The sequence below is a fragment of the Novosphingobium sp. BL-A-28-Hi1-0D genome, assembly GCF_055521755.1.
Map to the genome: position 1 here is coordinate 1,614,217 of NZ_CM145502.1, position 24,206 is coordinate 1,638,422.

Genomic DNA, 24,206 nt, shown 5'->3' on the forward strand with positions numbered 1-24,206 from the left:
CATCCTTGCCAGGTTTTCGATGAACCGTAACAATTGATATAACGACTTCCTTATATCCGTTGACACGTATAAAGGTTTCTTTATATGCCTTTCCGCATGGCCATTCACGACGCCATTCGCGCGCTTGACGACCCGACGCGCCTGCGCATCCTGCGCCTCCTCGCCAGCATGGAGCTGGCGGTGGGCGAAGTTGCGCAAGTGCTGGGGCAAAGCCAGCCGCGTGTATCGCGCCACATCAAGATCCTGTGCGATTCCGGTCTCGCAGAGCGGCGCAAGGAAGGCGCGTGGGTCTTCCTTCGCAGTTCGGTTTCGGAAGGTTCGGACAATGCGCTTGCCGCAGCGATTGCACGGCTGCTGGCCGTTGCCGAACAGGAAGACACCGCCTTCGGCCGCCGCTGTGCCGAGGACCGCCAGCATCTCGACGCGATCCGCTCCTCGCGCGAATCGCACGCGCTCGAATGGTTCTCACGCCACGCCGAGGAATGGGACGAACTGCGCTCGCTCCATATCGAGGATGGTCCGGTCGAGTCCGCGCTGACCGAGATGCTGCTGGGCCTTGCTGGCGACGCAGGGCTTGGCCGGATGCTCGATGTCGGCACCGGCACCGGGCGCATAGCCGAACTGCTCGCCCCCCACGCCGCGCGCGTCGTTGCCTTCGACAAGAGCCCCGACATGCTGCGCATTGCCCGCGCCCGGCTCCAGCACTTGCGCGCCGACAGTGTTGAGCTGGTGCAGGGCGATTTCGCACAGATCCCCTTTGCGGCGCGCTCGTTCGATACGGTGCTGTTCCACCAGGTCCTGCACTATGCCCAGGCTCCGGAGGCCGTGCTCGCAGGCGCTGCCCGCGTCACCGCACCCGGTGGCCGCATCGCCATCGTCGATTTCGCCGCGCACGATCGTGAAGACCTGCGCCAAAGCCACGCCCACGCTCGCCTCGGCTTCTCCGACGCCCAGATCGAGGCGATGCTGCGCGGTGCAGGCTTCAGCCCCCACGAAACCCGCGCGCTCGCGGGCCACGAACTCGTCGTCAAGCTGTGGACCGGTGTCCGCCGGGAAGACAGCGTGGCGCAACTCGAACCACGGCAAAGCCGGAAAGCCCAATGAACGCCAGCTACGATCAGTTACGCGAAGCCCGCACCGCGCTCGACACCCCGCTCTTCGCCGGGCTTCCGGGCGACATCAACGTGTCGTTCGAATTCTTCCCGCCCAAGACCGACGCGCTCATGGCTCAACTGTGGGACGTCGTCGAAACGCTCGGGCCGCTCCAGCCGAAGTTCGTTTCGGTGACCTACGGCGCAGGAGGCTCCACCCGCGATCGCACCCATGGCACCGTCACGCGGATCATCAAGGAGGCCAAGCTTCCTGCCGCCGCTCACCTGACCTGCGTCGATGCCACCAAGTCTGAAATTCGCGAAGTGGCCGAAAGCTACTGGGAAGCAGGCGTGCGCCACATCGTCGCCCTGCGCGGTGACATGGGCGCTCCGGGCGTGCCCTTCACCCCCCACCCCGATGGCTACGCCAATGCGGCCGAATTGGTCGCGGGCCTGAAGCAGATCGCGCCGTTCGAAATCTCGGTCGCAGCCTACCCCGAAAGCCACCCGGATTCGCCGAGCCAACAGGCCGACATCGACAACCTCAAGCGCAAGCTCGATGCCGGGGCCACCCGCGCCATCAGCCAGTTCTTCTTCGAACCCGAAACCTTCTTCCGCTTCCGCGACAAGCTGGCCGCTGCTGGCATCGACGCGCCGGTCCTGCCCGGCATCCTGCCCGTCTCCAACGTTGCCCAGACGCGCAAGTTCGCCGCGGCCTGCGGTGCTGCGATCCCGGCGTGGATGGACGGCCTGTTCGAAGGCCTCGATACCCACCCTGCCTCGCGCCAGCTCGTCGCCGCCACCATCGCCGCCGAGTTCTGTCGCCGCCTCTACGCGGGCGGCGTGCGCGATTTCCACTTCTACACCCTCAACCGCGCCGAACTGTCCTACGCGATCTGCCACCTGCTTGGCCTTCGCCCCAAGGCTCCGGCGCTTGAGAAAGCCGCGTGACCCTGATCCCCTCAACAGCCCGCACCGCCTTCCTTGAACAGGCCGCGCAGCGCATCCTCATCACCGACGGCGCGTTCGGCACCGAGATCCAGAACTTCAAGCTGTCCGAAGCCGATTACGCCGGAACGCTGGGCCTGGCCAAGGACCAGAAGGGCAACAACGACCTCCTCGCGCTGACCAAGCCCGAAGTCCCTGAATCAATCCACCGCGCCTACTTCGAGGCCGGGGCCGACATCGCCGAAACCAACACCTTCAGCGCCAACCGCATCAGCCAGGCCGACTACGCCGCCGAACACCTCGTGCGCGAAATCAACGTGGAATCGGCCAAGCTCGCCCGCCGCGTGGCTGACGAATTCACCGCCAAGGATGGCCGCCCCCGCTTCGTCGCCGGTGCCATCGGCCCCACCAACAAGACCCTCTCGCTAAGCCCTGACGTCAACGACCCCGGCTTCCGCGAGATCGACTGGGACCATCTGGTCGATGTCTATGCCGAGCAGGTCCAAGCCCTCGTCGAAGGCGGCGCGGACTTCATCCTGATCGAGACCGTGTTCGACACGCTCAATGCCAAGGCGGGCGTCATGTCGGTGCGTCAGGTCGAGAAGCAACTCGGCCGCGAGATCCCGATCATGATGTCGATGACGCTGACCGATCTGTCGGGCCGCAACCTCTCGGGCCACACGGTCGAGGCGTTCTGGTACGCGATCCGCCACGCCAAGCCGCTGACCGTGGGCCTCAACTGCTCGTTCGGCGCGACCCAGCTACGCCCGCATGTGAAAGCGCTGTCCGAGATCGCCGACACGCTGATCATGGTCTATCCCAACGCAGGCCTGCCCAACGAACTGGGCGAATATGACGAGATGCCGCAGACCACTGCAGGCCTCGTCAAGGAATGGGCCGACCACGGTCAGGTCAACGTGCTCGGCGGCTGCTGCGGCTCTACGCCTGCGCACATTGGCGCGATGGCACAGGCCGTAAAGGCGCTGCCCCCACGCAAGATGGCCGTGCCGGAAGTCGCGACGCGGCTGGCCGGGCTCGAGCCGTTCATCATGGCTGCCTGAACCAAGTCCCCCTCCCGCAAGCGGGAGGGGTTAGGGGTGGGCAGCGCCACAACGCTCACCTCGAAGAAGAACAGAACCCACCCCCGACCCCTCCCGGCCCAAGATTCTCGCGGCGGGAGGGGGGAGTAGAAAATGAACACCTCGACTGCCTCTGCCCCCTCCGGCTCCCGCTTCGTCAACGTCGGCGAGCGCACGAATGTCACTGGCTCTGCCGCGTTCAAGAAGCTGATCCTTGCGGGCGACTACGCCAAGGCCGTCGAAGTCGCGCGCCAGCAGGTCGAGAACGGCGCGCAGGTGATCGACGTCAACATGGACGAGGGCCTGCTCGACGCGGTCGAGGCGATGACCACGTTCCTCAAGCTGATCGCCGCCGAGCCCGATATCGCCCGCGTGCCGGTGATGATCGACAGCTCGAAGTGGGAGGTCATCGAAGCGGGCCTCAAGTGCGTCTCGGGAAAGCCGATCGTCAACTCGATCAGCATGAAGGAGGGCGAGGACGCCTTCCTGACCCATGCCCGCAAATGCATGGACTACGGCGCCGCCATCGTCGTCATGGCCTTTGACGAGAAGGGCCAGGCCGACACCAAGGAGCGCAAGGTCGAAATCTGCGAGCGCGCCTACAAGCTGCTCACCGGCATCGGCTTCCCGCCCGAAGACATCATCTTCGACCCCAACGTCTTTGCCGTCGCCACCGGCATCGAGGAGCATGACAACTACGGGCTCGATTTCATCGAGGCCACGCGCGAGATCCGGGCGCGCTGCCCGCACGTCCACATCTCGGGCGGGTTGTCCAACCTCTCGTTCTCCTTCCGCGGCAACGAGATCGTGCGCCGTGCGATGCACTCGGTGTTCCTCTACCACGCTATTCCCGCCGGCATGGACATGGCCATCGTCAACGCTGGGCAGCTGGACATCTACGACCAGATCGACCCCGTCCTTCGCGAGGCCTGTGAGGACGTGGTGCTCAACCGCAAGCCTGCCGCCGATGACGGCAAGACCGCGACCGAGCGCCTGATCGAGCTGGCCGAGAGCTACAAGGGCAAGGATACCGTCGCCGAAAAAGCCGCCGAGGAATGGCGCGGCTGGGACGTTGTGCGCCGTCTCGAACACGCGCTGGTCAAGGGCATCGACGCCTATGTCGTCGAGGATACCGAAGAAGCCCGCGCCGCCATTGCCGCGCGCGGGGGCCGTCCGATCGAGGTGATCGAAGGCCCGCTGATGGAAGGCATGAACACGGTCGGCGACCTGTTCGGCTCGGGCAAGATGTTCCTGCCGCAGGTGGTCAAGTCCGCCCGCGTGATGAAGAAGGCCGTCGCCCACCTGATCCCCTATATCGAGGCGGAAAAGGAAGAAGGCGCCAAGGCCAAGGGCCGGATCATCATGGCCACGGTCAAGGGCGACGTTCACGATATCGGCAAGAACATCGTCGGCGTGGTCCTGCAGTGCAACGGCTATGAGGTGCTCGACCTTGGTGTGATGGTTCCCTGGGCTACGATCCTCGACGTGGCGCAGAAAGAACAGGTCGACATGATCGGCCTGTCCGGCCTGATCACGCCCTCGCTGGACGAGATGGTCACCGTTGCCGAGGAAATGCAGCGCGCAGGCATGAGCATTCCGCTGCTGATCGGCGGCGCCACCACCAGCAAGGTCCACACCGCGCTGCGCATCGATCCGGCCTACGACGGACCGGTCGTCCACGTGCTCGACGCCAGCCGCGCGGTCGGCGTTGCCTCGCAACTCCTGTCCGACACACAGGCCGATCCGTTCATCAAGGCGACGGCAGCAGACTACCAGCATGTGCGCGACGCTCGTGCGGGCAAGGGCGCGTCCAAGCTGCTCAGCCTCGAGGATGCGCGCCTCAATGCCTACGAGCCGGACATGTCGGAAAAGGCCCCGCCACCCGAGCAGCCCGGACGCCACGTGTTCGAGGACTGGGATCTGGCCGATCTGGTCGAGTGCTTCGACTGGACGCCGTTCTTCCGTTCATGGGAGCTGGCAGGGACATGGCCCGGCATTCTCGAAGACGAGATCATCGGTGAATCCGCGCGCAGTCTCTACGCCGATGCCCGCGCGATGCTGGACAAGATCATTTCGGAGAAGTGGCTGACGGCCAAGGGCGTCGCCCAGTTCTGGCCCTGTGCGCGTCATGGCGATGACGTGATCCTGCACCCGAACGATGACGAGCTGTCGGTGCGCCTGCCGTTCCTGCGGCAGCAGTTCATCAAGAGCCGGGGTCGCGCCAACTTCTGCCTTGCCGACTTCATCGATCCGGCGGGCGACTGGATCGGCGGCTTCGCTGTCGGCATCCACGGAATCGACCAGCACCTCGCGCGCTTCCAGGCGGACAACGACGACTATTCTGACATCCTGCTAAAGGCTCTGGCAGATCGCTTCGCCGAAGCCTTTGCCGAGCGCCTGCACCAGTACGTCCGCACCACGCTCTGGGCCTATGCTCCGGGCGAACAGCTGACCAACGAGGCGCTGATCCGCGAACAGTACCGCGGCATCCGCCCCGCACCCGGCTATCCGGCCTGCCCGGACCATACGCTCAAGCCGATCCTGTTCGACCTTCTCGATGCCACCAACACCGCCGGCATCACGCTCACCGAATCGCAGGCCATGCTGCCCACATCGGCAGTCTCGGGCTTCTACTTCGCCCACCCCGAAAGCCAGTACTTCGGCGTGGCGACGATCGGACGTGACCAGCTCGAAGACTATGCGACAAGGCGCGGCTTCGAGCTGCCGGTCATGGAACGCTGGCTGCGGCCCAATCTGGATTGAGGACACACTACCAAGCCCCCCACCAATCATCCGTCATCCCGGCGAAGGCCGGGACCCATAACCACTCAGTCCAGCACAACCGCCTGTTCACTAGCGCGACGTTGGCAGCCGATCAGAGGTAATGGACCCCGGCCTGCGCCGGGGTGACGTTGTATGGCGACTTGGCGTCACTGCAGTCTGCTCGCCTCCGCCCGCGACATCACCCGCAACCTGAACAAATCGACCTCCCTGCATCACCCCGTCCGCCTGCGGGAAGGGGGCACGCCATGTTTCATCATCCAAACTCCGTCGTCCCGGCGAAGGCCGGGACCCATAACCACCCAGCGCAGCACTACCGCCGGTTCACATGCACGAGGTCGGCAGCCGATCAGAGGTAATGGGCCCGGCCTTCGCCTGGGTGACGTGGTGTCACTGCAGCCTGCTCGCCTCCACCCGCGACTGCGCCCGCCGCCTGAGGTAATCGGCCTCCACGCCCGAAACCTCGGCCGGCCCGGCCAGCGCGCCCAGCGCTGCGCCCAGTCCATGCGCGGCCAGTTCGCCCAATGCCACATCGGTATCCTGCCCGAGCTCCGCCGCCAGGGCCTTGAGCACCCGCGCCATCTCGGCGAATTCCACTTCGCTTACCCACGCCGCCTTGCATTCCTCGCGGCGGACGAAGCTGTCGCGCATCTCGAAGCCCATCGCAGATCTCCTGTCCCGGCGGACCCTCCCGCCATCAGGAAAAGCTGTCAGCCGCGTCCGAATCCGCGCTTAACCGCGCGCCGCGCATCTTGCCTGAGCCGCGTGATGGTTAAGCGGTAACCCACTCTTTCCGCGCAGGCGGACCATGAATTCGAATTCCCCATCTGCAACAAGGCCTTGCAACGGCCAAAGGGCATTGGCCGTCTCCCTGAACAGGGATATGGCCTTTCGGATCGATTGGGCAAGCCGTCGCACACTTGCATAGACGACGGCACTTCGGGGGATATTCCAATGACGCCAGCAGCGCCCGCCATGGGCACGACCGAGATTTTCCTGATCGCGCTGACGATCATCCTCGCCGTGCCCTATCTGGCATGGCGGCTGCTCCGCACCGATTACTGGGCCCCGCTGGTGGTGGTGCAGATCATCGGCGGCATCCTGCTCGGCCCCGGCGTGCTCGGCGCGGCCTTCCCCGAATACTACGCCTTCGTGTTCAACCCGCAGGTCATCGGCTCATTGAACGGCATCGCGTGGTGGGCGGTGATGATGTTCGTGTTCGTGGCGGGTCTTGAACTCGACATCACCGACGCCTGGGCGAACCGTCGCGAAACGGCGATCACCGCGGCCGGAGCCTTGCTCACCCCGCTGCTGACCGGCGCGCTCGCCGCTGCCCTGCTTCTGCGCACGCCGGGCTGGATCGGACCGAATGGCTCCTACCCGCAGGCGGTTCTCGGCATCGGCATGGCTTGCGCCGTCACTGCGCTGCCGATCCTCGTGCTGTTGATGGAAAAGCTTGGCATATTCCGTGAACCCCTTGGCCAGCGCCTGCTGCGCTACGCTAGCCTGGATGACATCGCCATTTGGGGCGTCCTCGCGCTGATCCTCGTCGACTGGCACCGGGTGGAGCGGCAGGGCATTTTCCTCATCGGCTTCGCCGTCGCTTCGTGGGCCGTCCGCGCCCTGTTCCGCCGCCTGTCCGAGAATGACCGTTGGTACGTCTCGCTGATCTGGCTCGCCATGGTCGGCTTCGCGGCGGACTGGTGCGGCCTGCATTTCATGGTGGGTGCATTCCTTGCCGGAGCCGTGCTCGATGCGCACTGGTTCACGCGCGAGCGGCTGGACGGCTTCCGCCAGTTCCTCCTGCTCGCCGTCATGCCCGTGTTCTTCCTCTCGACGGGCCTGCGCACCAAGTGGGACGTCGGCGGTCTCGCCGTATTCGGCGCAGCCTTCCTGTTCCTCGTCGCCTCGGTGGCGGGCAAGCTTGCAGGCGTGCGCATTGCCGGGCGCCTGCTCGGCTGGGCCAGGGGCGAGGCTTCGATCATCGGCTGGATGCTTCAGACCAAGGCGCTGATCATGATCATCTTTGTCAACGTCCTGCTCGACAAAGGCATCGTCACCAACGAAACCTTCACCGCACTTCTGCTCATGGCGGTGATGAGCACGATGCTGACCGTGCCGATGGTAACGCCCAAGCTGAAGGCGCTCTCGCACAAGTAAGAGTGGCGCGGGCAGTCGAACTCGCCTCTCCTGCAGCAAAACACCTGAGAGGCCCTGCATGTCTGCAATCGACCCCATCGCCCGCCTGATCGCCATCGAGGAGATCAAGCAGCTCAAAGCCCGTTACTTCCGCTGCATGGACACCAAGGACTACGCCGGCCTGCGCCAGGTCTTTGCCGACGATGCCGTGTTTGATGCCTCCTGCTCGCTCTCCATCGAACCGGCCGAGGACGCGGAGAACTGGACCCATTCGGGCGGCGACCAGATCGCCGCCTTCGTCGAAGCCGCCGTCGACGCCTTGCGCACCGTCCACCACGGCCACTGCCACGAAATCGAACTGCTCACGGAAACCGAAGCGCGCGGCGTGATCGCGATGGAGGACCAGATCTGGGACGCCGAAGGCAAGCCCTTCCTCCACGGCATGGGCCACTACCACGAAACCTACCGCAAGGAGGCCGACGGCTGGAAGATCGTCACCAGCCGCATCAGCCGGCTTCATGTCATTGTCGGCGCATCCGGCGTGGAATGACCGCGCCCGATCTGCCATAGCGGGCCGGTGAGCCTTACCCAGACCGCATTCCCGGAATCCGAGATCCTCGACCGTCTCCACGCCGTGTTCGGCTTCAACGCCTTTCGCGGCGTGCAGCAGGACGTGGTGGCGCGCGTTCTCGAAGGCCGCTCCACCCTAGCGGTCATGCCCACCGGCGCGGGCAAGTCGCTGACCTATCAGTTGCCCGCCGTCATGCTGCCGGGCACCTGCGTCGTCGTCTCGCCGCTGATCGCGCTGATGCACGACCAGCTGCGCAGCGCCACCGCCAACGGCATCCGCGCCGCCACGCTGACCAGCGCCGACATGGATCGCGGCCAGACCATCGACCGTTTCCTCTCGGGCGACCTCGATCTGCTCTACGTCGCCCCCGAACGCGCCAGCCAGCCGCATTTCCTCGAAATGTTGAGCCAGGGCCGGGTCGCCATGTTCGCCATCGACGAAGCGCATTGCGTCTCCGAGTGGGGCCACGATTTCCGCCCCGACTACCGCCTGCTGCGCCCGCTGATGGACGCCTTTCCGGACGTCCCCCGCCTCGCGCTCACCGCCACGGCAGACCGCCACACTCGCGCCGACATCCTCGCCCAGCTCGGCATCCCGGAAGAAGGCCTGATCGTTGCGGGGTTCGACCGGCCAAACATCCGCTACGCCATCGTCCCGCGCGACAATCCTCTGCGCCAGTTGATGACCGTGATCGCGGAAAACCCCGGCCCCGGCATCGTCTATGCCCCCACTCGCGCGCAGGTGGAAAAGCTCAGCCAGCAACTGGGCGCGAGCGGCCGCCCGGTCCTGCCCTATCACGCCGGGCTCGATCCACAGGTGCGCGCCGCCAACCAGTCGGCCTTCGTCGCCTCGGAAGACATGGTCATGGTCGCCACCGTCGCGTTCGGCATGGGCATCGACAAGCCCGACGTCCGCTTCGTCGCCCATGCCGCCTGCCCCAAATCGATCGAGAGCTACTATCAGGAAACCGGCCGCGCCGGGCGCGACGGCGATCCTTCGGTCGCGGTCATGCTCTGGGGCGCCGAAGACTTCATGCGCGCCCGCCAGCGCCTTGCCGAAGTCGAGGAACATCGCCGCGCGGGCGAGCGCACCCGCATCGATGCGCTGGCCTCTCTGGTCGAAACCCCGCACTGCCGCCGCGCCCTGCTGCTGCGCCACTTCGGCGAAAACCCGCCGCCGTCCTGCGGCAATTGCGATAACTGCCTCGAAGCCCCGCGCGTCACCAATGCCACAGAAGTCGCGCGCAAGCTGCTCTCGGCGGTCTATCGAACCGGCCAGTCCTTCGGCTTCGGCTATGTCGAGAAAGTGCTGACCGGCGTCGCTGACGAGCGCGTGACCCAGCGCGGCCACGATCAACTCTCGGTCTTCGGCATCGTCACCGCAGACGAAGCCCCGCTTTTGCGTCCGCTCGCCCGCGCTTTGCAGGCAAGGGGGGCGCTGGTCGCGACCGAACACGGCGGCCTGGCCCTTGGCGGCGATGCCCGCGCCATTCTCAAGGGCGAAGCGGAAGTCCCGCTCGTCCTGGTGCCGAAAAAGGAAGGCCGCTCCACCCGCCGCAAGGGCGGGGCAGGGGGCGCGCTCAACCCCGTCGGCGATCCGCTGTTCGACGCCCTGCGCACCCTGCGCCGCGATCTCGCACGCGAGGCTGGCGTCCCGCCCTACGTCATCTTCCACGATTCCGTCCTGCGCGAAATGGCCGCCTCGCGCCCCGCCAGCCTCACCGAACTCGGCCAGATCGGCGGCGTCGGCACCCGCAAACTCGATGCTTACGGGGACCGGTTTCTGGAGGTTATCCGGCAGTGGTAGGCACCCGTCGCTAAACTTCGTCATCCCCGCCCCCCACTTTCGTCATCCCCGCGCAGGCGGGGATCCAGAGCAATCAATCGCCACGCCCGACTTGCCTCCCGCCTTCGCGGGAGTGACGAAAGGAGGGAGGTGGTTCCAAACTGGAACCACTCGCCATTCCAGCGTCTGCAGGAATGCAGTAGCCGCGTTGAGATGCAGCGCGATTTCTCGCCAACAACCTACATCCTCGCCTCAAAACGCAACGGCACCCTGTATGTCGGCGTCACGTCAAACCTCCTCACCCGCATCTATCAGCATCGCGATGGCACGTTCGAAGGCTTCACCAAAGACCACGGCGTCAAACGCCTCGTCTGGTTCGAGCAGCATGCCACGATGGAGCACGCCATCACCCGAGAGAAACGCCTCAAGAAGTGGGAGCGGGCGTGGAAGCTACGCCTGATCGAGGAGAGCAATCCACGCTGGCTTGATCTCGCCGAGGACTTCAGCTTTCCGCCACTTGATTGACCTTCGGATGATGTCTGTCGCTGGATTCCCGCCTGCGCGGGAATGACGAATTTAAAGGAGCGCGCGCCCTACCTTCGTCATCCCATACCCCCACTTTCGTCATCCCCGCGCAGGGGGGGATCCAGAGCGGCACAAAACCACCCCAGACCCACCAACATCATCCCACCGGCCCCGTTACCGCCTCCCCCCGCGTCTTCCAAAGCGAGAACGCCACCCCGCCCGCGATCAGCGCCAAGGTCACGCCAAGGCTCAGCACCGGCGGGAACTTGTCGCCGCCCAGCAGGAAGTCGGAAACGAAGATCTTCGAGCCGATGAACACCAGCACCGCGGCCAGCGCATACTTGAGGTAGGCGAAGCGGTCGATCATCGCTGCGAGCGCAAAGTAGAGCGCGCGAAGGCCCAGGATCGCCATGATGTTCGAGGTATAGACCACGAAGGTATCGGTCGTGATCGCAAAGATCGCCGGCACCGAATCCACCGCGAAGACGAGGTCGGCGAGGTTGATGACCACCAGCGCAAGAAACAGCGGCGTCGCGGCGTTGACCATCTTGCCGGTCTTCTCGTCCGGCACCTTCACGAAGAAGTGCTGGTCGTGCAGTTCCTTTGTCACGCGCATGTGGCGGCTGATCCAGCGCACGGCGGGGTTGTTGCCAATGTCGGGATCGTGGTCGCTCGTGAAGAACATCTTCACGCCGGTGAACACGAGGAACGCGGCGAAGATGTAGAGCACCCAGTAGGCCCGTTCGACCAGCGCCGCGCCGCCTGCGATCATCCCGCCACGCAGGAAAATCACCGCGACGATGCCCCAGAGCAGGGCACGGTACTGGTACTTGGCGGGAATCGCGAAGAAGGTGAAGATCAGGCTGATCACGAAGACGTTGTCGATCGACAGCGCCTTTTCGATGAAAAACCCGGTGTAGTACTTCGTCCCCAGATCCGCGCCCTTCTCGGCCCAGACCCAGACGCCGAACAGCAGCGCGATGGTGATGTAAAAGGCGGTCAGCTTCAGCGATTCGCGGATGCCCATGGCCTTGTCCTCCTTGTGGAGGACGCCAAGGTCAAACGCGGTCAGCACCACGACGAGGCCAAGGAAGGCCAGCCAGAACCACGCGGGCGTGCCCAGCCAGTCTGCAAAGAGGAATTCCATTGATCAAACTCCAGTCCCCGCCGCGCCCAAAATGCGTAAGGCGCGGCGGGCGTTCCTCTATTTCAGACTGTTGCCAGACGGGCTTCGGGACGGCGCAGGAACAGCGCGGCAAGCCGCGCCTTCACGGCACTCTTGAGGCTGCGCAGCCGCAGCACATCGAGCGGATCGCGAGCAATGCGCAGCGCCTCGTCCAGCTTCTGGTGGCGTTCCATCAGGCGGAAATAACGATCGGACATTTCAAAGCTCCCTTGTCGAAGCAGTTGCAACGATCGGGAATGCCGACGCCTGTGGGCCTGAGTCCGGAAGGAGGGGGGAGAAGACCCGGACCCGCAAGCATCGGCATTACCCGATGCGGTCCGACATCACGAAGCGAACTGCCATTATTGGCCAGAACGCCGCGCCAGAGGGGCCCGGTCCGCTCCAATAATGTGGAGCGATTCGGTCCGGAATGCAAGAGTGTTGTGTAAACCAGCCCTCCCCCAGCCCTTCCCGCTTGCGGGAGGGGGAAAACAGAAGCCCCCTCCCGCCTGCGGGAGGGGGATGCACCTGTCACTTCTTCCCCCCTCCCGCAGGCGGGAGGGGACGGGGGTGGGCAAGCGGAACAGCACTTCCGCTCGCACTCCAAAACCGCTTGCAGCGGCAACCACATCTGATATTAAAGTGATATCAGATTTAAGGGGAATGGACGATGTCCGAGTCGAAAACGCACTCCGCCAGCACCGAAACCGGGGCATGGTCGATCAGCGGCTATTTCATGCTTATTCTCATGATCGTGCTTGTCGGCCTCACCGCCATGCGCGTTATCGGCTTTGCCAGCGGCAACCCGTCAGAGGCCGAAGTGCCCGGCTTCATTGCCACCATCGCCGCGCTGCCGATTGCCATCGTGTTCATCGCCTCGGGCTTCTACATGATCCAGCCCAATCAGGCCGCCGCGATCAACCTGTTCGGCTCCTATCGCGGCACCGATCGCAACCACGGGCTGCGCTGGGTCTGGCCGTGGATGACCAAGACCAAGATCTCGGTTCGCGCCAACAACGTCGTGTCGGAAAAGCTCAAGGTCAACGACCTGCGCGGCAATCCGATCGAGATCGCCTGCAACGTGGTCTGGCGCGTGGCCGATACCGCGCAGGCCCTGTTCGACGTCGATGACTACAAGGCCTTCGTCTTCGTCCAGATCGAAAGCGCGGTGCGCTCGATCGGCTCGCGCTACCCTTATGACGATATCGAGCACCACGAAGTCACGCTGCGCAGCCATCACGATCAGATCAACGACGAACTGCGCACCGAACTCAACGCACGGCTGGTCCTCGCCGGCATCACCGTCGACGAATGCGGCCTTACCCACCTTGCTTACGCGCCTGAAATCGCCGGTGCCATGCTGCGCCGCCAGCAGGCCGAAGCTGTCATTTCGGCGCGCAAGAAGCTGGTCGAAGGCGCGGTTTCAATGGTCGAGATGGCACTGAACCAGCTTTCGGAAAAGAACGTGGTCGAACTGGATGACGAGCGCCGCGCCGCCATGGTCTCCAACCTCATGGTCGTCCTGTGTGGTGAGCGTGATGCCCAGCCGGTGGTCAACGCCGGCACGCTCTACCAGTAAGCCCCACGTCATGGCGCCGAGCCCCAAGAAAGCTTTCCCCCTGCGCATCGATCCGGCGCTCTTCGCCGCGATCGAGCGCACGGCCTCGGCCGACTTGCGCTCCGCCAACGCCCAGATCGAAGTCCTGCTGCGCGAGGCCCTGGCACGGCGTGGCGTAAAGTTCGCCGCCGCAGAGCCCGTGAAGCGCGGACGGCCGCCGAAGATCGAAACGGAGAACAGCGATGGTTGATGCCCGCTACACTACCCGGCCGCCAAAGCCCGAGACACCTGCAGACGACGGCGCATGGTTTGCGCCGAAGCGATTCGGCCTGGGTTCCGGCCTGCCGATCCGCTGGCAGGGCTGGGCGCTGATAATCGGCTATGTCGCGCTGCTGCCGCTGATCAAGTGGCTCGACGACAGCGGCGACGGGCGCCTGCGCACGCTCGGCTTCGCCCTGTTCATCGTCGCCACTGCCGTCGTCTTCTCGGTCTCGGCCAAGCGCACGCGCGGCGGCTGGAAGTGGCGCTGGGGCAGCAAGGACTGAGCCTGTAACTTGGGACAGGCCCCACGTTCCAATGGGAACGCAAGGGCCTGTCAATCATTCCGCGCTACCCCGGTCCGTGAAAACGCCGGGGAACCGATATGCGCATGATGAACCCGTTCGCCTCCAGAGAGCGCCGCCACCGTGGCCAGCGCCTTGCCGTCCTCCTCCTCGGGATCGCGGTGGTTGCCACGATTCCCGTCACCGCGCTGCTCGCCCAGGGCCAACGCTCGCCCTACACGGTGGTCGAGACCGGGCGCAGCTATCAGGCGCTGCAGCAGGCGGTGAACGCCATCGGTGAAGGTACCGGCACCATCCGCATCGAACCCGGCGTCTATCGCGATTGCGCAGTGCAGCAGGCCGGCGATGTCGGATTCGTCGCGCAAGTGCCCGGGCAGACGGTGTTCGACGGCGCGGCCTGCGAGGGCAAGGCCGCCATCGTCGCACGGGGGCGCTCCACCACGGTCGAGGGATTGATTTTCCAGAACATTCGCGTGCCCGATGCCAATGGTTCGGGCATCCGGCTGGAGCATGGCAACCTCACCGTGCGCCAGTCCTGGTTCCGCGATAGCGAGCAGGGCATCCTTTCAGCCGATGATCCCACCGGCGCAGTCCTCATTGAAAAGTCGACCTTTTCGCGCCTCGGCCGGTGTGATCGAGGCCTGTCCTGCGCCCATTCGGTCTATTTCGGCGATTATGGCAGCGTCACCATCCGCCGCAGCCGCTTCGAGGCCGGGCGCGGCGGGCACTATGTGAAGAGCCGCGCCGGACGCGTCGAAGTTACCCAGTCCAGCTTTGACGATGCGGCTGGAAAAACAACGAACTACATGATCGACCTGCCCGCCGGAGCCACCGGCCGCATTGCCGACAACGTCTTCGTCCAAGGCCCCGACAAGGAAAACTACAGCGCCTTCATCGCCATCGCGGCAGAGGGCAAGACGCATCCTTCGACGGGGCTGGCGATTGTTGGAAACGACGCGCGGTTTGCGCCGGGGATCAGCCGCTCGTCGGCCTTCGTCGCGGATTGGTCGGGCGACAAGCTGGCGCTCGGCGCGAACGCTCTCGGGTCGGGTCTCAGCCGCTTCGAGTCCCGCTAGAGTTGTGCCGAGTTGGGGTAGAGTTGCCCCTCTGCCTCCGAGAGTCTAGGGTGAGTTGGAGATGCAGAGTTCGGCCCTCCTGAAGCTGGGTGGACGGCTGTGGGCAATCCTTCTCGCCCTGACTGTCCTGACCCACGCAGTTGCCCCGTTCGAGTCCCCGGTGACCGTGCGGCACGGCTCTGCGTTCAGCGCGGCGACGGCGGAGATGGCCGTTGCCCCTGCGAATCGCGTGCAAATTCAACGTGCTGTCGTGCCGATGGCACCGCCGCCACCGGTCATCGTACTGGCCGAACCCGCACCGCTCGAACTCGCCGGGGCGGACCACATCTGGCCCCCGCAAACCGCGCCCCCTGCGCAACCGCCGCTCCTGTGGCAGCCAGCCCCAAGAGCACCCCCGATTTCCTGACCTGCCGTCCGCGCCATCTGGCGCAGTCCAAACGCATGTCAGGAATGCAGCAATGTCAAACACTTCCACGATTGCCTCGGCAGTCGACGCCCGCCGCGCCCACGTCGAGGCGCTCCTCTCCGCCTACCCGGATGTCAACCCCGAAGAGCGCCAGCTTCTGGTAAACTGGTTCCGCTCGGAAGCCAGCGCACTCGACGTCGCTCTCGCCGCCAGCAACCCCGCCGCCGAGCGCGGCTACCGCCGTTTTCGCTCGGAACACGTCGACAGGTTCACGCTCAAGGACATGGGCTATGCCCTTGCTTTTGCAGTGATAGTGGCTGCGGCGGTGCTGCTGATCGTCTGGCGCGCGGTCTGACGGATCAGGCGAGCGGCAGGTAGAGTTCCGTCACCGCTTCATGGAGCGGCACATCAGGGTAGAAGCTGACGCGCCGCACGAACGGTGGATGGTCGCGCATTTCCTCACCGCTCGCCGGAAGCCATTGGCCGTAAAGGAAATCGAACCCCGGACCGAGGTTATCCGGGCTTCCCGTCTGGACGATCCGCGCGGCACGCATCGCAGGTATCGTCCAGCTTCCGAAGCCCTCTGCCTCGATCTGCCGCGGCGTGGCTACACCAAGCAACATGTGGAACCCCTCGGCGGGCGTGGTGACGGGATCGACCGGGAACAGGTTGAACGTGGCAGAGCTGTCAGGGTGCAGGTGATGCGCGCGGCGAAAGGCGATGAAGCGCTGGATCGTAGCGCCGAGCAGGGCAGGCACTCCACGGTGTTCGAGGGTGAGTAACCGGGTTTGCGGGAAGTCCACGATTTCCACGTCGGAAGGCTGAAACTGTTCGGGCATGTGTCGACTCCTGAGACGGTTGAGACGGTCCACGAGCACGTCCAGCGCCTGCCAGTCAGGTCTGGCCCTGAAGGCACTTGGGGATTGGCCGAGGAGGCTGCGGAAGGCTCGGGCAAATGCCTCGTTGCTGCCGTAGCCAGCATCGAGCGCGATCGCGGTCACGCTGTCCTGCGGACGATGTGCAAGCCGCATCGCGGCTCGCCGCAACCGCGCCTGCCGCTGGTATTCACCGACGCTCATGCCCAGCAGCGAGGAGAACTGGCGCTGGAAATGGAACGGCGAAAACGCGGCGACGGCCGCCAGAGCTTCTATGCCAAGCGGCTCCTGCCCCTCAGCGTCGATATGATCGAGAACGCGGCGCATCCGGGCGAGGTAACGGGTCAGGTGCTGGTTGCTCATGGTGCCTGGTCATTGCCCCATGGTTCGCGGCATTGCCCGACCGGGAATGCGCTTATCGCAACAGGTGGCCGGTCCGGTCCCGCTTGGTGTCGAGATAGCGCTGGTTGTGGGGGTTGGCGGGGAGCTGGTGCGCCACGCGCTCCGTCACCTCCACCCCAAGTGCCTGCAATGTCGCCACTTTCTGCGGATTGTTGGTCAGCAGGCGAAGCGAGCGGACGCCCAGCAGGTCAAGCATCCGTGCGGCAACCGGGAAGTCACGCGCTTCGCTCGGCAGGCCGAGGCGCTCGTTGGCGTCGACCGTGTCGAATCCCTGGTCCTGCAGTTCATAGGCGCGCAGCTTGTTGATCAAGCCGATGCCGCGCCCTTCCTGCCGCAGGTAGAGCAGCACGCCCCAGCCGCCCGCATTGGCTTCCTCGGCCATGCGGGCCAGCGCTGCATCGAGCTGCGGGCCGCAATCGCATTTGAGGCTGCCGAGGATGTCTCCGGTCAGGCATTCGCTGTGCAGCCGCACCACCGGTTCGCGCTCGCTGGTCTGCGTGCCGATGATCAGCGCAACATGCTCGCGCAAGTCATCGCGCGAGCGGAAGGCTACGATTTCAGCGTGTTCGCAGGCGTGGACGGGGAGGCGGGCGCGGGCCTGGATGGTGAGGTTGAGCGGATCCTTGAACGCCGCGAGATCTTCGGTCGAAACCTCGGCGGCATTCTCGATACCGGTCGAGATCAGGAAGGCGGGCAGGATTCCGGCAAGCCGCGCCAGTTCCATTGCAGCGACGGCCGCATCGTGCGCTTCAATGGGGTCGGCCTTGAACGGCCCACGCAAGGGCGAGCCCAGATCCTGCGCCGGGTCGGCCAGATTGCGGGCCGCCGAAAGGTTGAACGGCTCTGCCCCGTGGATCAACACCGGCGCTTCCGGAACGGCGGCGTCGCGCTGATTGGCAAGTTTCAGTGTGGCGGCGCGGGCGGCAGAAATGAGCAGCCGCGCGGCGTAGATGCCGGGCTGGGCAAAGGCGGTTTCGGCGGGCAGCAGGTCTAGCGCGCCCTGCTCGCCGGTCACGCGGATCGCCCAGCCGTGGCGCAGCGCATCGAGCGCTTTTGCTACATTCCGGCTTTCGCTCACAGATCCAGCTCGGTGATCAGCGGGATGTGGTCCGAAGGCTGCTCCCACTTGCGCGTTTCCTCGACGAAGCGGTGCGCGCGCGTCTGCGCGGCAGCTTCGGGCGAGGCCCACATATGGTCGAGCCGGCGCCCCTGATCCTTGGCGCGCCAGTAGGAGCGGTAGGACCACCACGAATAGTTGCGTTCCGGCGCGGGGATGTGCTTGCGGCCAAGATCGACCCAGCCATGCGCATCGGCAAAGCGCTGCAGCGTCTCGACCTCGATGGGCGTGTGGCTGACGACCTTGAGCAGCGCCTTGTGGTCGTAAACGTCGCATTCCAGCGGGGCGATGTTGAAATCGCCGGTAATCAAGGTCGGGCGCTCGATCTTTTCGGCCCAGCGGGTCATGCGCTCGAGGAAATCGAGCTTCTGGCCGAACTTGGGGTTCACCTCGCGGTCGGCCACGTCACCGCCTGCGGGGATATAGACGTTCTCTATGATCAGGCCATTGCCGGGGCCGAGCAGTTCGACGCCGATGTGCCGCGCTTCGCCATTGTCCTGCCAGTCATGCTTGCTGAAATCGCGAAACGGAATGCGGCTGACGGTGGCGACGCCGTGGTAGCCCTTCTGCCCATGCACCGCGCGGTGGGTGTAGCCGAGCTTCTCGAACACCTCGTGCGGGAACAGGTTTTCCGGCGTCTTGATCTCCTGCAGGCACAACACATCGGGCGCCTCCTGCGTGAGAAAGCGTTCGACCTGATCGGCGCGCAAGCGGACCGAATTGATGTTCCATGTGGCAACCGAGATCATGCGCTTGGCTTTAGGGTTGCGGGGGGGCGATTGCTAGATGGGATGTTGGGGCTAGCGCGGATCATGTGCGGCTGCGAGAATGCACTCATAATCTTGCAGTTCAGCCGTCTTTTTCAATCGCTGGCGCCTAAGCCACAGCCCCATAGCCACCATGGGCAATGATCCCAGCCCCATCAAAACTGTCAGAGCTGGAACCTCGTGCCAAGCGACTAACTCCCTTGATGCTGCCCAAACAGAAAATGCGGCGACGAAGAGAACGCCCGACGCAGCAACACCAAACAGTGCCAGCTCTGGTATTCGAGAAGGAACTATTGGTCTGCGAAAAATCATACGTGAACTTTGACGCGATCTTTGCGTTATTGCAACGTCATGCAGCTTCCTGCAACCGGCGCACAATAGGTTGTTCATGCTGTCGCGCCCGCCACAAGTCATAGTTCGCCTGCATCGCCAGCCACGCGCGCGCCGTGCTCGCGCCTGCCTGCTCCAGCCGCAGGGCAAGATCAGGGCTGATCCCGGCCTTGCCATTGAGTACGCGCGAGAGCGCCACGCGCGACATCGCAAGGCGGCTGGCGGCTTCGGTGACGGAAAGATTCAGCGCTTCGATGACTTCATCACGAAGCAGTTCGCCGGGATGGGGAGGGTTGTGCATCATCGTCATGACCTCAATGGTAATCCTGATAATCGAGGAGTTCGGCGTCGGTCCCGACAAAGCGGAAGGTGATCCGCCAGTTGCCATTAACCCAGACCGACCAGTGACCTTTCAGATCGCCCTTCAGCGGGTGCAGCTTGAAGGACGGCAAATTCATATCCTCCGGCGTTGCGGCAACCTCAAGCAGGCCGAGAATGTTGCGGATCTTCTTCACGTGGGAAGCCTGAATGCCCCGCGTCGTGCCGGTGTTGTAAAAGGCTTCAAGCCCTTTGTGCCGGAATCCGATAATCATGGCGTTATGTATCGTGTATCGTTGCGCGATACAAGGCCGGATGCCTCCAAAGCGAACAAAACAAAACCCTCGGACCGGGGGCATTGGTCCGAGGGTTCCATTCGCGTTCGTCACGCTTGGCGAGGAGGTCTCCAGGAGACCGGGCAACAGGGGGGAAACCCGCCTCGACCGCCTCGTCGACGACCGTTTTAGGACCGGTTCGCTTGCCCCCCGATGAACGGTGCATGCAGGTTTGTCGCGGCTTGTCGCAAGAGACGAACGGTTCGCAGGCGAGGTGAGTGCTGGGGACGATGGGCAGATTTGCTTGCCAGCAGGTTGCCGTCCCGGAGCTGGGGGGCATTTGCTCTCTTGATGCGCGGGCGTGGGGGTAAGGCGAGGGTGGCGCCATCGCTTGCCGGGAGCCTGCGCAAACACTAAGGGGCGCGGATGCCAAACGCACCGCAATCCCCTGCTCCTCGGCCAAAGGACTGGATCCTCGGCATTCACGCCTATGTCCCCGGCAAGTCGACCGGCAAGGACGGGCAGAAGCTGACCAAGCTCTCCGCCAACGAGAACCCGCTGGGCTGCAGCGCGGCGGCTCTGGCGGCACGCGGGGCTGCGGGGCATCCGGCGGTCTATCCGGACCCTGACAGCAAGGAATTGCGTGCAGGGATTGGCGCGGTCCACGGCATCGATCCGGCGCGGATCGTGATGGGGACGGGCTCTGACGAGCTGCTCAACCTTGCGGCGCAGGCCTATGCCGGGCCGGTGGACGAGGTGCTCTACGTGCGCTACGGGTTCTCGGTCTATGACATCGCTGCGCGGCGGTGCGGGGCGGTGCCGGTGGTGGCGCCAGATGCTGATTACGGCACCGATGTCGACGCGTTGCTGGCCTGCGTGACCGAGCGGACACGGGTGGTGTTTCTCGCCAATCCGAACAACCCGACCGGAAGCTGGCTGCCGCGCGAGGAAGTGCTGCGCCTGCATGCGGGGCTGAGGCCTGACGTGCTGCTGGTGCTGGATGGTGCTTATGCCGAATACCTCGATCCCGAGGATGACGACGGCGCGCTGGAACTGGCGGCGACTGCGCAGAACGTGCTGGTGACGCGGACCTTCTCGAAGATCTACGGTCTTGCCGGTGAGCGGATCGGCTGGGGCACGGGGCACCCGGCGATTGTCGACATGCTCAACCGCATTCGCGGGCCGTTCAACGTTTCGCTGAGCGGGCAGGCGACGGGGCTGGCGGCAGTGCAGGACCAGGCCTTCGTCGAAGCATCGCGCCGCCACAACACCGAACAGCGCGCGCGGTTCGTCGAGAAGCTGGAAGCGCTGGGCAACCATGGCGTGCGGCCCTTGCCGAGCAAGGCCAACTTCGTGCTGATCCTGTTCGAGGGCAAGGTCACCGCGGAAGATGTGTACCTTGGCCTGATGGACCACGGCTACATCACGCGCTGGCTGCCAGGGCAGGGCCTGCCGCAGGGCTTGCGCATTACCATCGGCACGGCTGAGCAGATGGACGAGATCGCCGCTGCCATCCGCGCGATGTGTGAGGCCGCGAAGTGAGCGAGGCTGCGTTCACGCAGGTCACGATCGTCGGGCTCGGGCTGCTCGGCGGGTCGATCGGGCATGCGGTGCAGGCTTATCTGCCGGGGGTGACCGTGGTCGGTTATGATGCCGACCCCGATGTGCGCGAGCAGGCGCGGGCGCTGGGACTGGCGCACCGGATTGCCGATGAGGCGGCGCTGGCGGCTGAAGGTTCGGACCTTGTCGTGTTCTGCGTGCCGGTGGGGGCGATGGGCGCGGCGGCGCGTGCGATTGCACCGGGGCTTTCCAAGGACGCGCTGGTCAGCGATGTCGGGTCGTCCAAGGAGACGGTGGCGGCGGCGCTGGCCGAGGCGCTGCCGGGGCATCACATCATTCCCGCACACCCCGTGGCGGGGACCGAGCGCAGCGGGCCGGACGCGGGCTTTGCTTCGCTGTTCCGCAACCGCTGGTGCATCGTCACGCCGCCTGCCGATGCCGACGCGGCGATGACCGCGCGGCTCGTGGCGTTCTGGGAAGCGCTGGGCGCGCGGGTCGAGACGATGGATGCGGCCCACCATGACAAGGTGCTGGCCGTCACCAGTCACCTGCCGCACCTGATCGCCTATACCATCGTCGGCACTGCATCGGACCTCGAGCAGGTGACGCAGAGCGAGGTGATCAAGTATTCGGCCGGCGGCTTCCGTGACTTCACCCGCATCGCCGCCTCGGACCCGACGATGTGGCGCGATGTGTTCCTTTCCAACAAGGACGCGGTGCTGGAAATGCTCCAGCGCTTCACCGAAGACCTGACCGAGCTGCAGAAGGCGATCCGCAAGGGCGATGGCGACGTGCTGTTCGACCACTTCACCCGCACCCGCGCGATCCGCCGCGGCATCATCGAGATGGGTCAGGACGATGCGCGGCCCGACTTCGGACGCAGCGATCACAACGGTACAAAGTCAGCCGAACAGGAATAGCAGCGCGACGGCCCACATCACGACGGTGGAGAGCCAACCGCCGATGGCGAGGCGGCGGGGGATGACGAGGCGGCCCATGATGCGCGGGTTGCGCGCGATCATCATCGTCACGACCATCAGCGGCGGCGCAAGCAACCCGTTGACCACGGCAGCCCAGTAGAGCGCGTGCATCGGATCGATGTGGATGAAATTGAGCGCGACTCCGCCGAGCGTGGCGAGGGCGATGGCGCCGTAGAAGGCCTTGGCTTCGCGCGGGCGGCGGTCGAGACCTTCGGTCCAGCGGAATGTTTCGCTCACCGCATAGGCGGCAGAGCCTGCGAGGACAGGCACGGCCAGCAGTCCAGTGCCGATGATGCCGAGCGCGAAAAGGGCGAAGGCGAACTCTCCGGCGATGGGGCGCAGGGCGGATGCGGCCTGCTCGGCCGACTGCACGCCGGTCAGGCCATTGGCGTGGAGCGTGGCTGCCGTTGCCATGACGATAGATAGGGCTGTGACGTTGGAGAAGCCCATGCCGGTGAGCGTGTCGTTGCGGATGCGGCGCAGTTCCGGGCCAGCTTCGCGCGGGGTGATGCACAGCGGCTTGGTGTGGCGGCGGTGGCGCTCTTCCACTTCCTGCCCCGCCTGCCAGAAGAACAGGTAGGGGCTGATCGTGGTGCCGAAGATCGCGACGAGCGCCATGGTGTGATCGCGGTCAAGCTTGAAGCTGGGCACGGTCAGACCATGCAGCGCGGCGCTCCAATCGACATCGGCGACGAGCACTACCGCGATGTAGGAGAACAGCGAGAGCGTGGTCCACTTGAGGATGCGGGCGTAGCGCTCGTAGGAGACGAAGACTTCGGCGAGCACACTTGCCACGCCGAACAGGAGGACGAACAGGTGTTCCGGGCCGGGGATCAGCAGGGCGAGCACCGCGCCCATCGCGCCGAGGTCTGCGCCCAGATTGATCACGTTGGCGATCAGCAGCAGCAGGACCATCGTGCGCAGGAGTGCGGGGTGATAGTGGCGGCGCAAGTTGTGGGCGATGCCGCGCCCGGTCGTCGCGCCGATGCGGGCGCAGATCGCCTGGATCGAGACGAGCAGCGGCAGGGCGAGGATCATCGACCACGCCAGCGAATAGCCAAATTGCGCGCCGACCTGGCTGTACGTGCCGATGCCGGAGGGATCGTCGTCCGCCGCGCCGGTGACGAGGCCGGGGCCGAGCACTTCCATCAGCGAGCGCTTTTCTTCCTCACCCTGCACGGGGGTGCCCGCGACCGGATCGGTCATGCGTTGAGCGCGTTTATGGCCGCTTCGACGCGGGCTTCGATTTCTTCGCGGGGCAGGCCGGGCGGGATTTCCTCGGCGAAGCGATAGCGGATGGTGCCCGAGCGCTTCCATTTGCGGTGATAGAGCGGGCCGCTGTCAACCGCGACGGGAATGACCGGCAGGCCGAGCAGCTTGTAGATCCCGGCAAAGCCTGCCTGCAGATCGCGGCGCTGGCCGTGGGGCACGCGCGTGCCTTCGGGGAAGATGATCAGCGGTCGGTTCTCGGCAATGCGGCGGCGGGCTTCGCTGAGCATCTTGCGCAGGGCCTTGGCCCCCGCCTCACGCTCGACTCCGATCAGGCCGAAGCTTTCGCCCGCCTTGCCCCAGCCGGGGATGCGCAGCAGTTCGGCCTTGGCGAAGACGACGGGGACGCGGAACAGGCGCGGCAGGTCTATCGCCTCGAAAAAGGATTCATGGCGGACGGCATAGAGCACGCCGGGCTTGAACACCGGGTCTTGCAGTTCCACGCGGATGCCGAGCAGGGCACGGCAGCAGGCGCGGTGCCACGCGCTCCAGCCGCGCACGATGGCGCGGAATGCACCCTGCTGCCGGTGCATGAACACCAGCGCCGCGAGCACGTAGGGCACCGACCCGCCATAGAACGCGATGTAGAAGGCAAGGCTGCGGGGAATGGAAAGCAGATTGCGCAA

At 64.9% G+C, this 24,206-nt stretch carries 26 protein-coding genes; 16 read left to right on the forward strand and 10 right to left on the reverse strand.

The window, feature by feature from the left end; translation table 11 throughout:
* The first annotated feature begins 96 nt into the window (after positions 1-96).
* From ACZ1JW_RS08010 to metH, 4 genes are all read left to right on the forward strand, one after another.
* Complete coding sequence (locus tag ACZ1JW_RS08010; RefSeq protein ID WP_465142590.1) at positions 97-1,104, forward strand: ArsR/SmtB family transcription factor; 1,008 nt, start codon at positions 97-99, stop codon at positions 1,102-1,104.
* Complete coding sequence (gene metF, locus ACZ1JW_RS08015) at positions 1,101-2,042, forward strand: methylenetetrahydrofolate reductase [NAD(P)H] (protein WP_465142591.1); 942 nt, start codon at positions 1,101-1,103, stop codon at positions 2,040-2,042. The genes ACZ1JW_RS08010 and metF overlap by 4 nt, the downstream gene beginning before the upstream one ends.
* Positions 2,039-3,100: a homocysteine S-methyltransferase family protein gene (locus tag ACZ1JW_RS08020; protein WP_465142592.1), complete on the forward strand. Its 1,062-nt coding sequence runs from the start codon at positions 2,039-2,041 to the stop codon at positions 3,098-3,100. The genes metF and ACZ1JW_RS08020 overlap by 4 nt, the downstream gene beginning before the upstream one ends.
* Positions 3,101-3,232: 132 nt before the next feature.
* The gene (metH, locus tag ACZ1JW_RS08025) at positions 3,233-5,881 is read left to right on the forward strand and encodes a methionine synthase (protein WP_465142593.1); all 2,649 of its coding nucleotides are present in this window, start codon (positions 3,233-3,235) and stop codon (positions 5,879-5,881) included.
* 408 nt (positions 5,882-6,289) lie between these two features.
* Here metH and ACZ1JW_RS08030 read toward each other — a convergent pair whose 3' ends face one another.
* The gene (locus ACZ1JW_RS08030) at positions 6,290-6,562 is read right to left on the reverse strand and encodes a hypothetical protein (protein WP_465124058.1); all 273 of its coding nucleotides are present in this window, start codon (positions 6,560-6,562) and stop codon (positions 6,290-6,292) included.
* 312 nt (positions 6,563-6,874) lie between these two features.
* On the opposite strand from ACZ1JW_RS08030, the gene ACZ1JW_RS08035 reads away from it, so the two are divergent.
* The 4 genes from ACZ1JW_RS08035 (at position 6,875) to ACZ1JW_RS08050 (ending at position 10,919) form a co-directional block, all read left to right on the forward strand.
* Complete coding sequence (locus tag ACZ1JW_RS08035; RefSeq protein ID WP_465142748.1) at positions 6,875-8,059, forward strand: cation:proton antiporter; 1,185 nt, start codon at positions 6,875-6,877, stop codon at positions 8,057-8,059.
* 58 nt (positions 8,060-8,117) lie between these two features.
* Positions 8,118-8,588, forward strand: a complete 471-nt coding sequence (locus ACZ1JW_RS08040; RefSeq protein WP_465142594.1) for a nuclear transport factor 2 family protein — start codon at positions 8,118-8,120, stop codon at positions 8,586-8,588.
* 27 nt (positions 8,589-8,615) lie between these two features.
* Positions 8,616-10,415, forward strand: coding sequence for a DNA helicase RecQ (gene recQ / locus ACZ1JW_RS08045; RefSeq protein WP_465142595.1), 1,800 nt, complete (start codon positions 8,616-8,618; stop codon positions 10,413-10,415).
* Positions 10,416-10,607: 192 nt separating this feature from the next.
* Positions 10,608-10,919, forward strand: coding sequence for a GIY-YIG nuclease family protein (locus ACZ1JW_RS08050; RefSeq protein WP_465142596.1), 312 nt, complete (start codon positions 10,608-10,610; stop codon positions 10,917-10,919).
* Between the two features lie 157 nt (positions 10,920-11,076).
* On the opposite strand, the gene ACZ1JW_RS08055 is transcribed toward ACZ1JW_RS08050, so the two are convergent.
* The gene (locus ACZ1JW_RS08055; RefSeq protein ID WP_465142597.1) at positions 11,077-12,066 is read right to left on the reverse strand and encodes a TerC family protein; all 990 of its coding nucleotides are present in this window, start codon (positions 12,064-12,066) and stop codon (positions 11,077-11,079) included.
* Positions 12,067-12,128: 62 nt separating this feature from the next.
* Complete coding sequence (locus ACZ1JW_RS08060; protein ID WP_465142598.1) at positions 12,129-12,302, reverse strand: DUF465 domain-containing protein; 174 nt, start codon at positions 12,300-12,302, stop codon at positions 12,129-12,131.
* A 452-nt stretch (positions 12,303-12,754) separates the two neighbouring features.
* Between ACZ1JW_RS08060 and ACZ1JW_RS08065 the strand changes: the two genes are divergently transcribed.
* The 6 genes from ACZ1JW_RS08065 to ACZ1JW_RS08090 all read left to right on the forward strand — a co-directional run bounded on the left by ACZ1JW_RS08065 (position 12,755) and on the right by ACZ1JW_RS08090 (position 16,042).
* Entirely contained in the window at positions 12,755-13,663 is a 909-nt protein-coding gene (locus ACZ1JW_RS08065; RefSeq protein ID WP_465124053.1) for an SPFH domain-containing protein, read from the forward strand.
* Between the two features lie 10 nt (positions 13,664-13,673).
* Positions 13,674-13,892: a type II toxin-antitoxin system antitoxin gene (locus ACZ1JW_RS08070; protein WP_465142599.1), complete on the forward strand. Its 219-nt coding sequence runs from the start codon at positions 13,674-13,676 to the stop codon at positions 13,890-13,892.
* Positions 13,885-14,187 carry a hypothetical protein gene (locus ACZ1JW_RS08075; protein WP_465124051.1) on the forward strand — a complete coding sequence of 101 codons (303 nt, stop codon included), beginning with the start codon at positions 13,885-13,887 and terminating at the stop codon, positions 14,185-14,187. The genes ACZ1JW_RS08070 and ACZ1JW_RS08075 overlap by 8 nt, the downstream gene beginning before the upstream one ends.
* A gap of 98 nt (positions 14,188-14,285) precedes the next feature.
* Entirely contained in the window at positions 14,286-15,281 is a 996-nt protein-coding gene (locus ACZ1JW_RS08080) for a right-handed parallel beta-helix repeat-containing protein (protein ID WP_465142600.1), read from the forward strand.
* A gap of 61 nt (positions 15,282-15,342) precedes the next feature.
* Positions 15,343-15,687, forward strand: a complete 345-nt coding sequence (locus ACZ1JW_RS08085) for a hypothetical protein (protein WP_465142601.1) — start codon at positions 15,343-15,345, stop codon at positions 15,685-15,687.
* Positions 15,688-15,739: 52 nt separating this feature from the next.
* Positions 15,740-16,042, forward strand: a complete 303-nt coding sequence (locus ACZ1JW_RS08090) for a hypothetical protein (protein ID WP_465142602.1) — start codon at positions 15,740-15,742, stop codon at positions 16,040-16,042.
* A gap of 4 nt (positions 16,043-16,046) precedes the next feature.
* Here ACZ1JW_RS08090 and ACZ1JW_RS08095 read toward each other — a convergent pair whose 3' ends face one another.
* The 5 genes from ACZ1JW_RS08095 to ACZ1JW_RS08115 form a co-directional block, all read right to left on the reverse strand.
* Complete coding sequence (locus tag ACZ1JW_RS08095) at positions 16,047-16,925, reverse strand: AraC family transcriptional regulator (RefSeq protein WP_465142603.1); 879 nt, start codon at positions 16,923-16,925, stop codon at positions 16,047-16,049.
* Between the two features lie 52 nt (positions 16,926-16,977).
* Complete coding sequence (ribA, locus tag ACZ1JW_RS08100) at positions 16,978-18,042, reverse strand: GTP cyclohydrolase II (protein WP_465142604.1); 1,065 nt, start codon at positions 18,040-18,042, stop codon at positions 16,978-16,980.
* Positions 18,039-18,830: an exodeoxyribonuclease III gene (locus tag ACZ1JW_RS08105; protein WP_465142605.1), complete on the reverse strand. Its 792-nt coding sequence runs from the start codon at positions 18,828-18,830 to the stop codon at positions 18,039-18,041. The genes ribA and ACZ1JW_RS08105 overlap by 4 nt, the downstream gene beginning before the upstream one ends.
* Positions 18,831-19,197: 367 nt before the next feature.
* Positions 19,198-19,488, reverse strand: coding sequence for a HigA family addiction module antitoxin (locus ACZ1JW_RS08110; RefSeq protein ID WP_082013466.1), 291 nt, complete (start codon positions 19,486-19,488; stop codon positions 19,198-19,200).
* A gap of 4 nt (positions 19,489-19,492) precedes the next feature.
* Complete coding sequence (locus ACZ1JW_RS08115; RefSeq protein ID WP_465142606.1) at positions 19,493-19,771, reverse strand: type II toxin-antitoxin system RelE/ParE family toxin; 279 nt, start codon at positions 19,769-19,771, stop codon at positions 19,493-19,495.
* Positions 19,772-20,197: 426 nt separating this feature from the next.
* Here ACZ1JW_RS08115 and ACZ1JW_RS08120 point away from each other — a divergent pair, with 426 nt between their 5' ends.
* Both ACZ1JW_RS08120 and ACZ1JW_RS08125 read left to right on the forward strand, forming a co-directional pair.
* Entirely contained in the window at positions 20,198-21,313 is a 1,116-nt protein-coding gene (locus ACZ1JW_RS08120) for a pyridoxal phosphate-dependent aminotransferase (RefSeq protein WP_465142607.1), read from the forward strand.
* On the forward strand, positions 21,310-22,251 hold the full coding sequence (locus tag ACZ1JW_RS08125) for a prephenate/arogenate dehydrogenase family protein (RefSeq protein ID WP_465142608.1): 942 nt from the start codon (positions 21,310-21,312) through the stop codon (positions 22,249-22,251). Before ACZ1JW_RS08120 ends, ACZ1JW_RS08125 begins: the two co-directional genes overlap by 4 nt.
* On the opposite strand, the gene ACZ1JW_RS08130 is transcribed toward ACZ1JW_RS08125, so the two are convergent.
* A complete protein-coding gene (locus ACZ1JW_RS08130; RefSeq protein ID WP_465142609.1) occupies positions 22,234-23,517 on the reverse strand; it encodes an NRAMP family divalent metal transporter in 1,284 nt (427 codons plus the stop codon). The genes ACZ1JW_RS08125 and ACZ1JW_RS08130 overlap by 18 nt on opposite strands.
* Positions 23,514-24,206: a lysophospholipid acyltransferase family protein gene (locus ACZ1JW_RS08135; RefSeq protein ID WP_465124040.1), complete on the reverse strand. Its 693-nt coding sequence runs from the start codon at positions 24,204-24,206 to the stop codon at positions 23,514-23,516. Before ACZ1JW_RS08135 ends, ACZ1JW_RS08130 begins: the two co-directional genes overlap by 4 nt.

Excerpts from the sequence above, each read along its gene's own strand:
- ACZ1JW_RS08090 (WP_465142602.1), top strand. The coding sequence starts at position 15,740 with ATGTCAAACACTTCCACGATTGCCTCGGCAGTCGACGCCCGCCGCGCC.
- ACZ1JW_RS08080 (WP_465142600.1), top strand. The coding sequence starts at position 14,286 with ATGCGCATGATGAACCCGTTCGCCTCCAGAGAGCGCCGCCACCGTGGC.
- ACZ1JW_RS08085 (WP_465142601.1), top strand. The coding sequence starts at position 15,343 with ATGCAGAGTTCGGCCCTCCTGAAGCTGGGTGGACGGCTGTGGGCAATC.
- ACZ1JW_RS08050 (WP_465142596.1), top strand. The coding sequence starts at position 10,608 with ATGCAGCGCGATTTCTCGCCAACAACCTACATCCTCGCCTCAAAACGC.
- ACZ1JW_RS08065 (WP_465124053.1), top strand. The coding sequence starts at position 12,755 with ATGTCCGAGTCGAAAACGCACTCCGCCAGCACCGAAACCGGGGCATGG.
- ACZ1JW_RS08040 (WP_465142594.1), top strand. The coding sequence starts at position 8,118 with ATGTCTGCAATCGACCCCATCGCCCGCCTGATCGCCATCGAGGAGATC.
- ACZ1JW_RS08075 (WP_465124051.1), top strand. The coding sequence starts at position 13,885 with ATGGTTGATGCCCGCTACACTACCCGGCCGCCAAAGCCCGAGACACCT.
- ACZ1JW_RS08115 (WP_465142606.1), bottom strand. The coding sequence starts at position 19,771 with ATGATTATCGGATTCCGGCACAAAGGGCTTGAAGCCTTTTACAACACC.
- ACZ1JW_RS08055 (WP_465142597.1), bottom strand. The coding sequence starts at position 12,066 with ATGGAATTCCTCTTTGCAGACTGGCTGGGCACGCCCGCGTGGTTCTGG.
- ACZ1JW_RS08130 (WP_465142609.1), bottom strand. The coding sequence starts at position 23,517 with ATGACCGATCCGGTCGCGGGCACCCCCGTGCAGGGTGAGGAAGAAAAG.
- ACZ1JW_RS08105 (WP_465142605.1), bottom strand. The coding sequence starts at position 18,830 with ATGATCTCGGTTGCCACATGGAACATCAATTCGGTCCGCTTGCGCGCC.
- metH (WP_465142593.1), top strand. The coding sequence starts at position 3,233 with ATGAACACCTCGACTGCCTCTGCCCCCTCCGGCTCCCGCTTCGTCAAC.
- ACZ1JW_RS08035 (WP_465142748.1), top strand. The coding sequence starts at position 6,875 with ATGGGCACGACCGAGATTTTCCTGATCGCGCTGACGATCATCCTCGCC.
- metF (WP_465142591.1), top strand. The coding sequence starts at position 1,101 with ATGAACGCCAGCTACGATCAGTTACGCGAAGCCCGCACCGCGCTCGAC.
- ACZ1JW_RS08010 (WP_465142590.1), top strand. The coding sequence starts at position 97 with ATGGCCATTCACGACGCCATTCGCGCGCTTGACGACCCGACGCGCCTG.
- ACZ1JW_RS08110 (WP_082013466.1), bottom strand. The coding sequence starts at position 19,488 with ATGACGATGATGCACAACCCTCCCCATCCCGGCGAACTGCTTCGTGAT.
- ACZ1JW_RS08120 (WP_465142607.1), top strand. The coding sequence starts at position 20,198 with ATGCCAAACGCACCGCAATCCCCTGCTCCTCGGCCAAAGGACTGGATC.
- ACZ1JW_RS08070 (WP_465142599.1), top strand. The coding sequence starts at position 13,674 with ATGGCGCCGAGCCCCAAGAAAGCTTTCCCCCTGCGCATCGATCCGGCG.
- ACZ1JW_RS08060 (WP_465142598.1), bottom strand. The coding sequence starts at position 12,302 with ATGTCCGATCGTTATTTCCGCCTGATGGAACGCCACCAGAAGCTGGAC.
- ACZ1JW_RS08030 (WP_465124058.1), bottom strand. The coding sequence starts at position 6,562 with ATGGGCTTCGAGATGCGCGACAGCTTCGTCCGCCGCGAGGAATGCAAG.
- ACZ1JW_RS08095 (WP_465142603.1), bottom strand. The coding sequence starts at position 16,925 with ATGAGCAACCAGCACCTGACCCGTTACCTCGCCCGGATGCGCCGCGTT.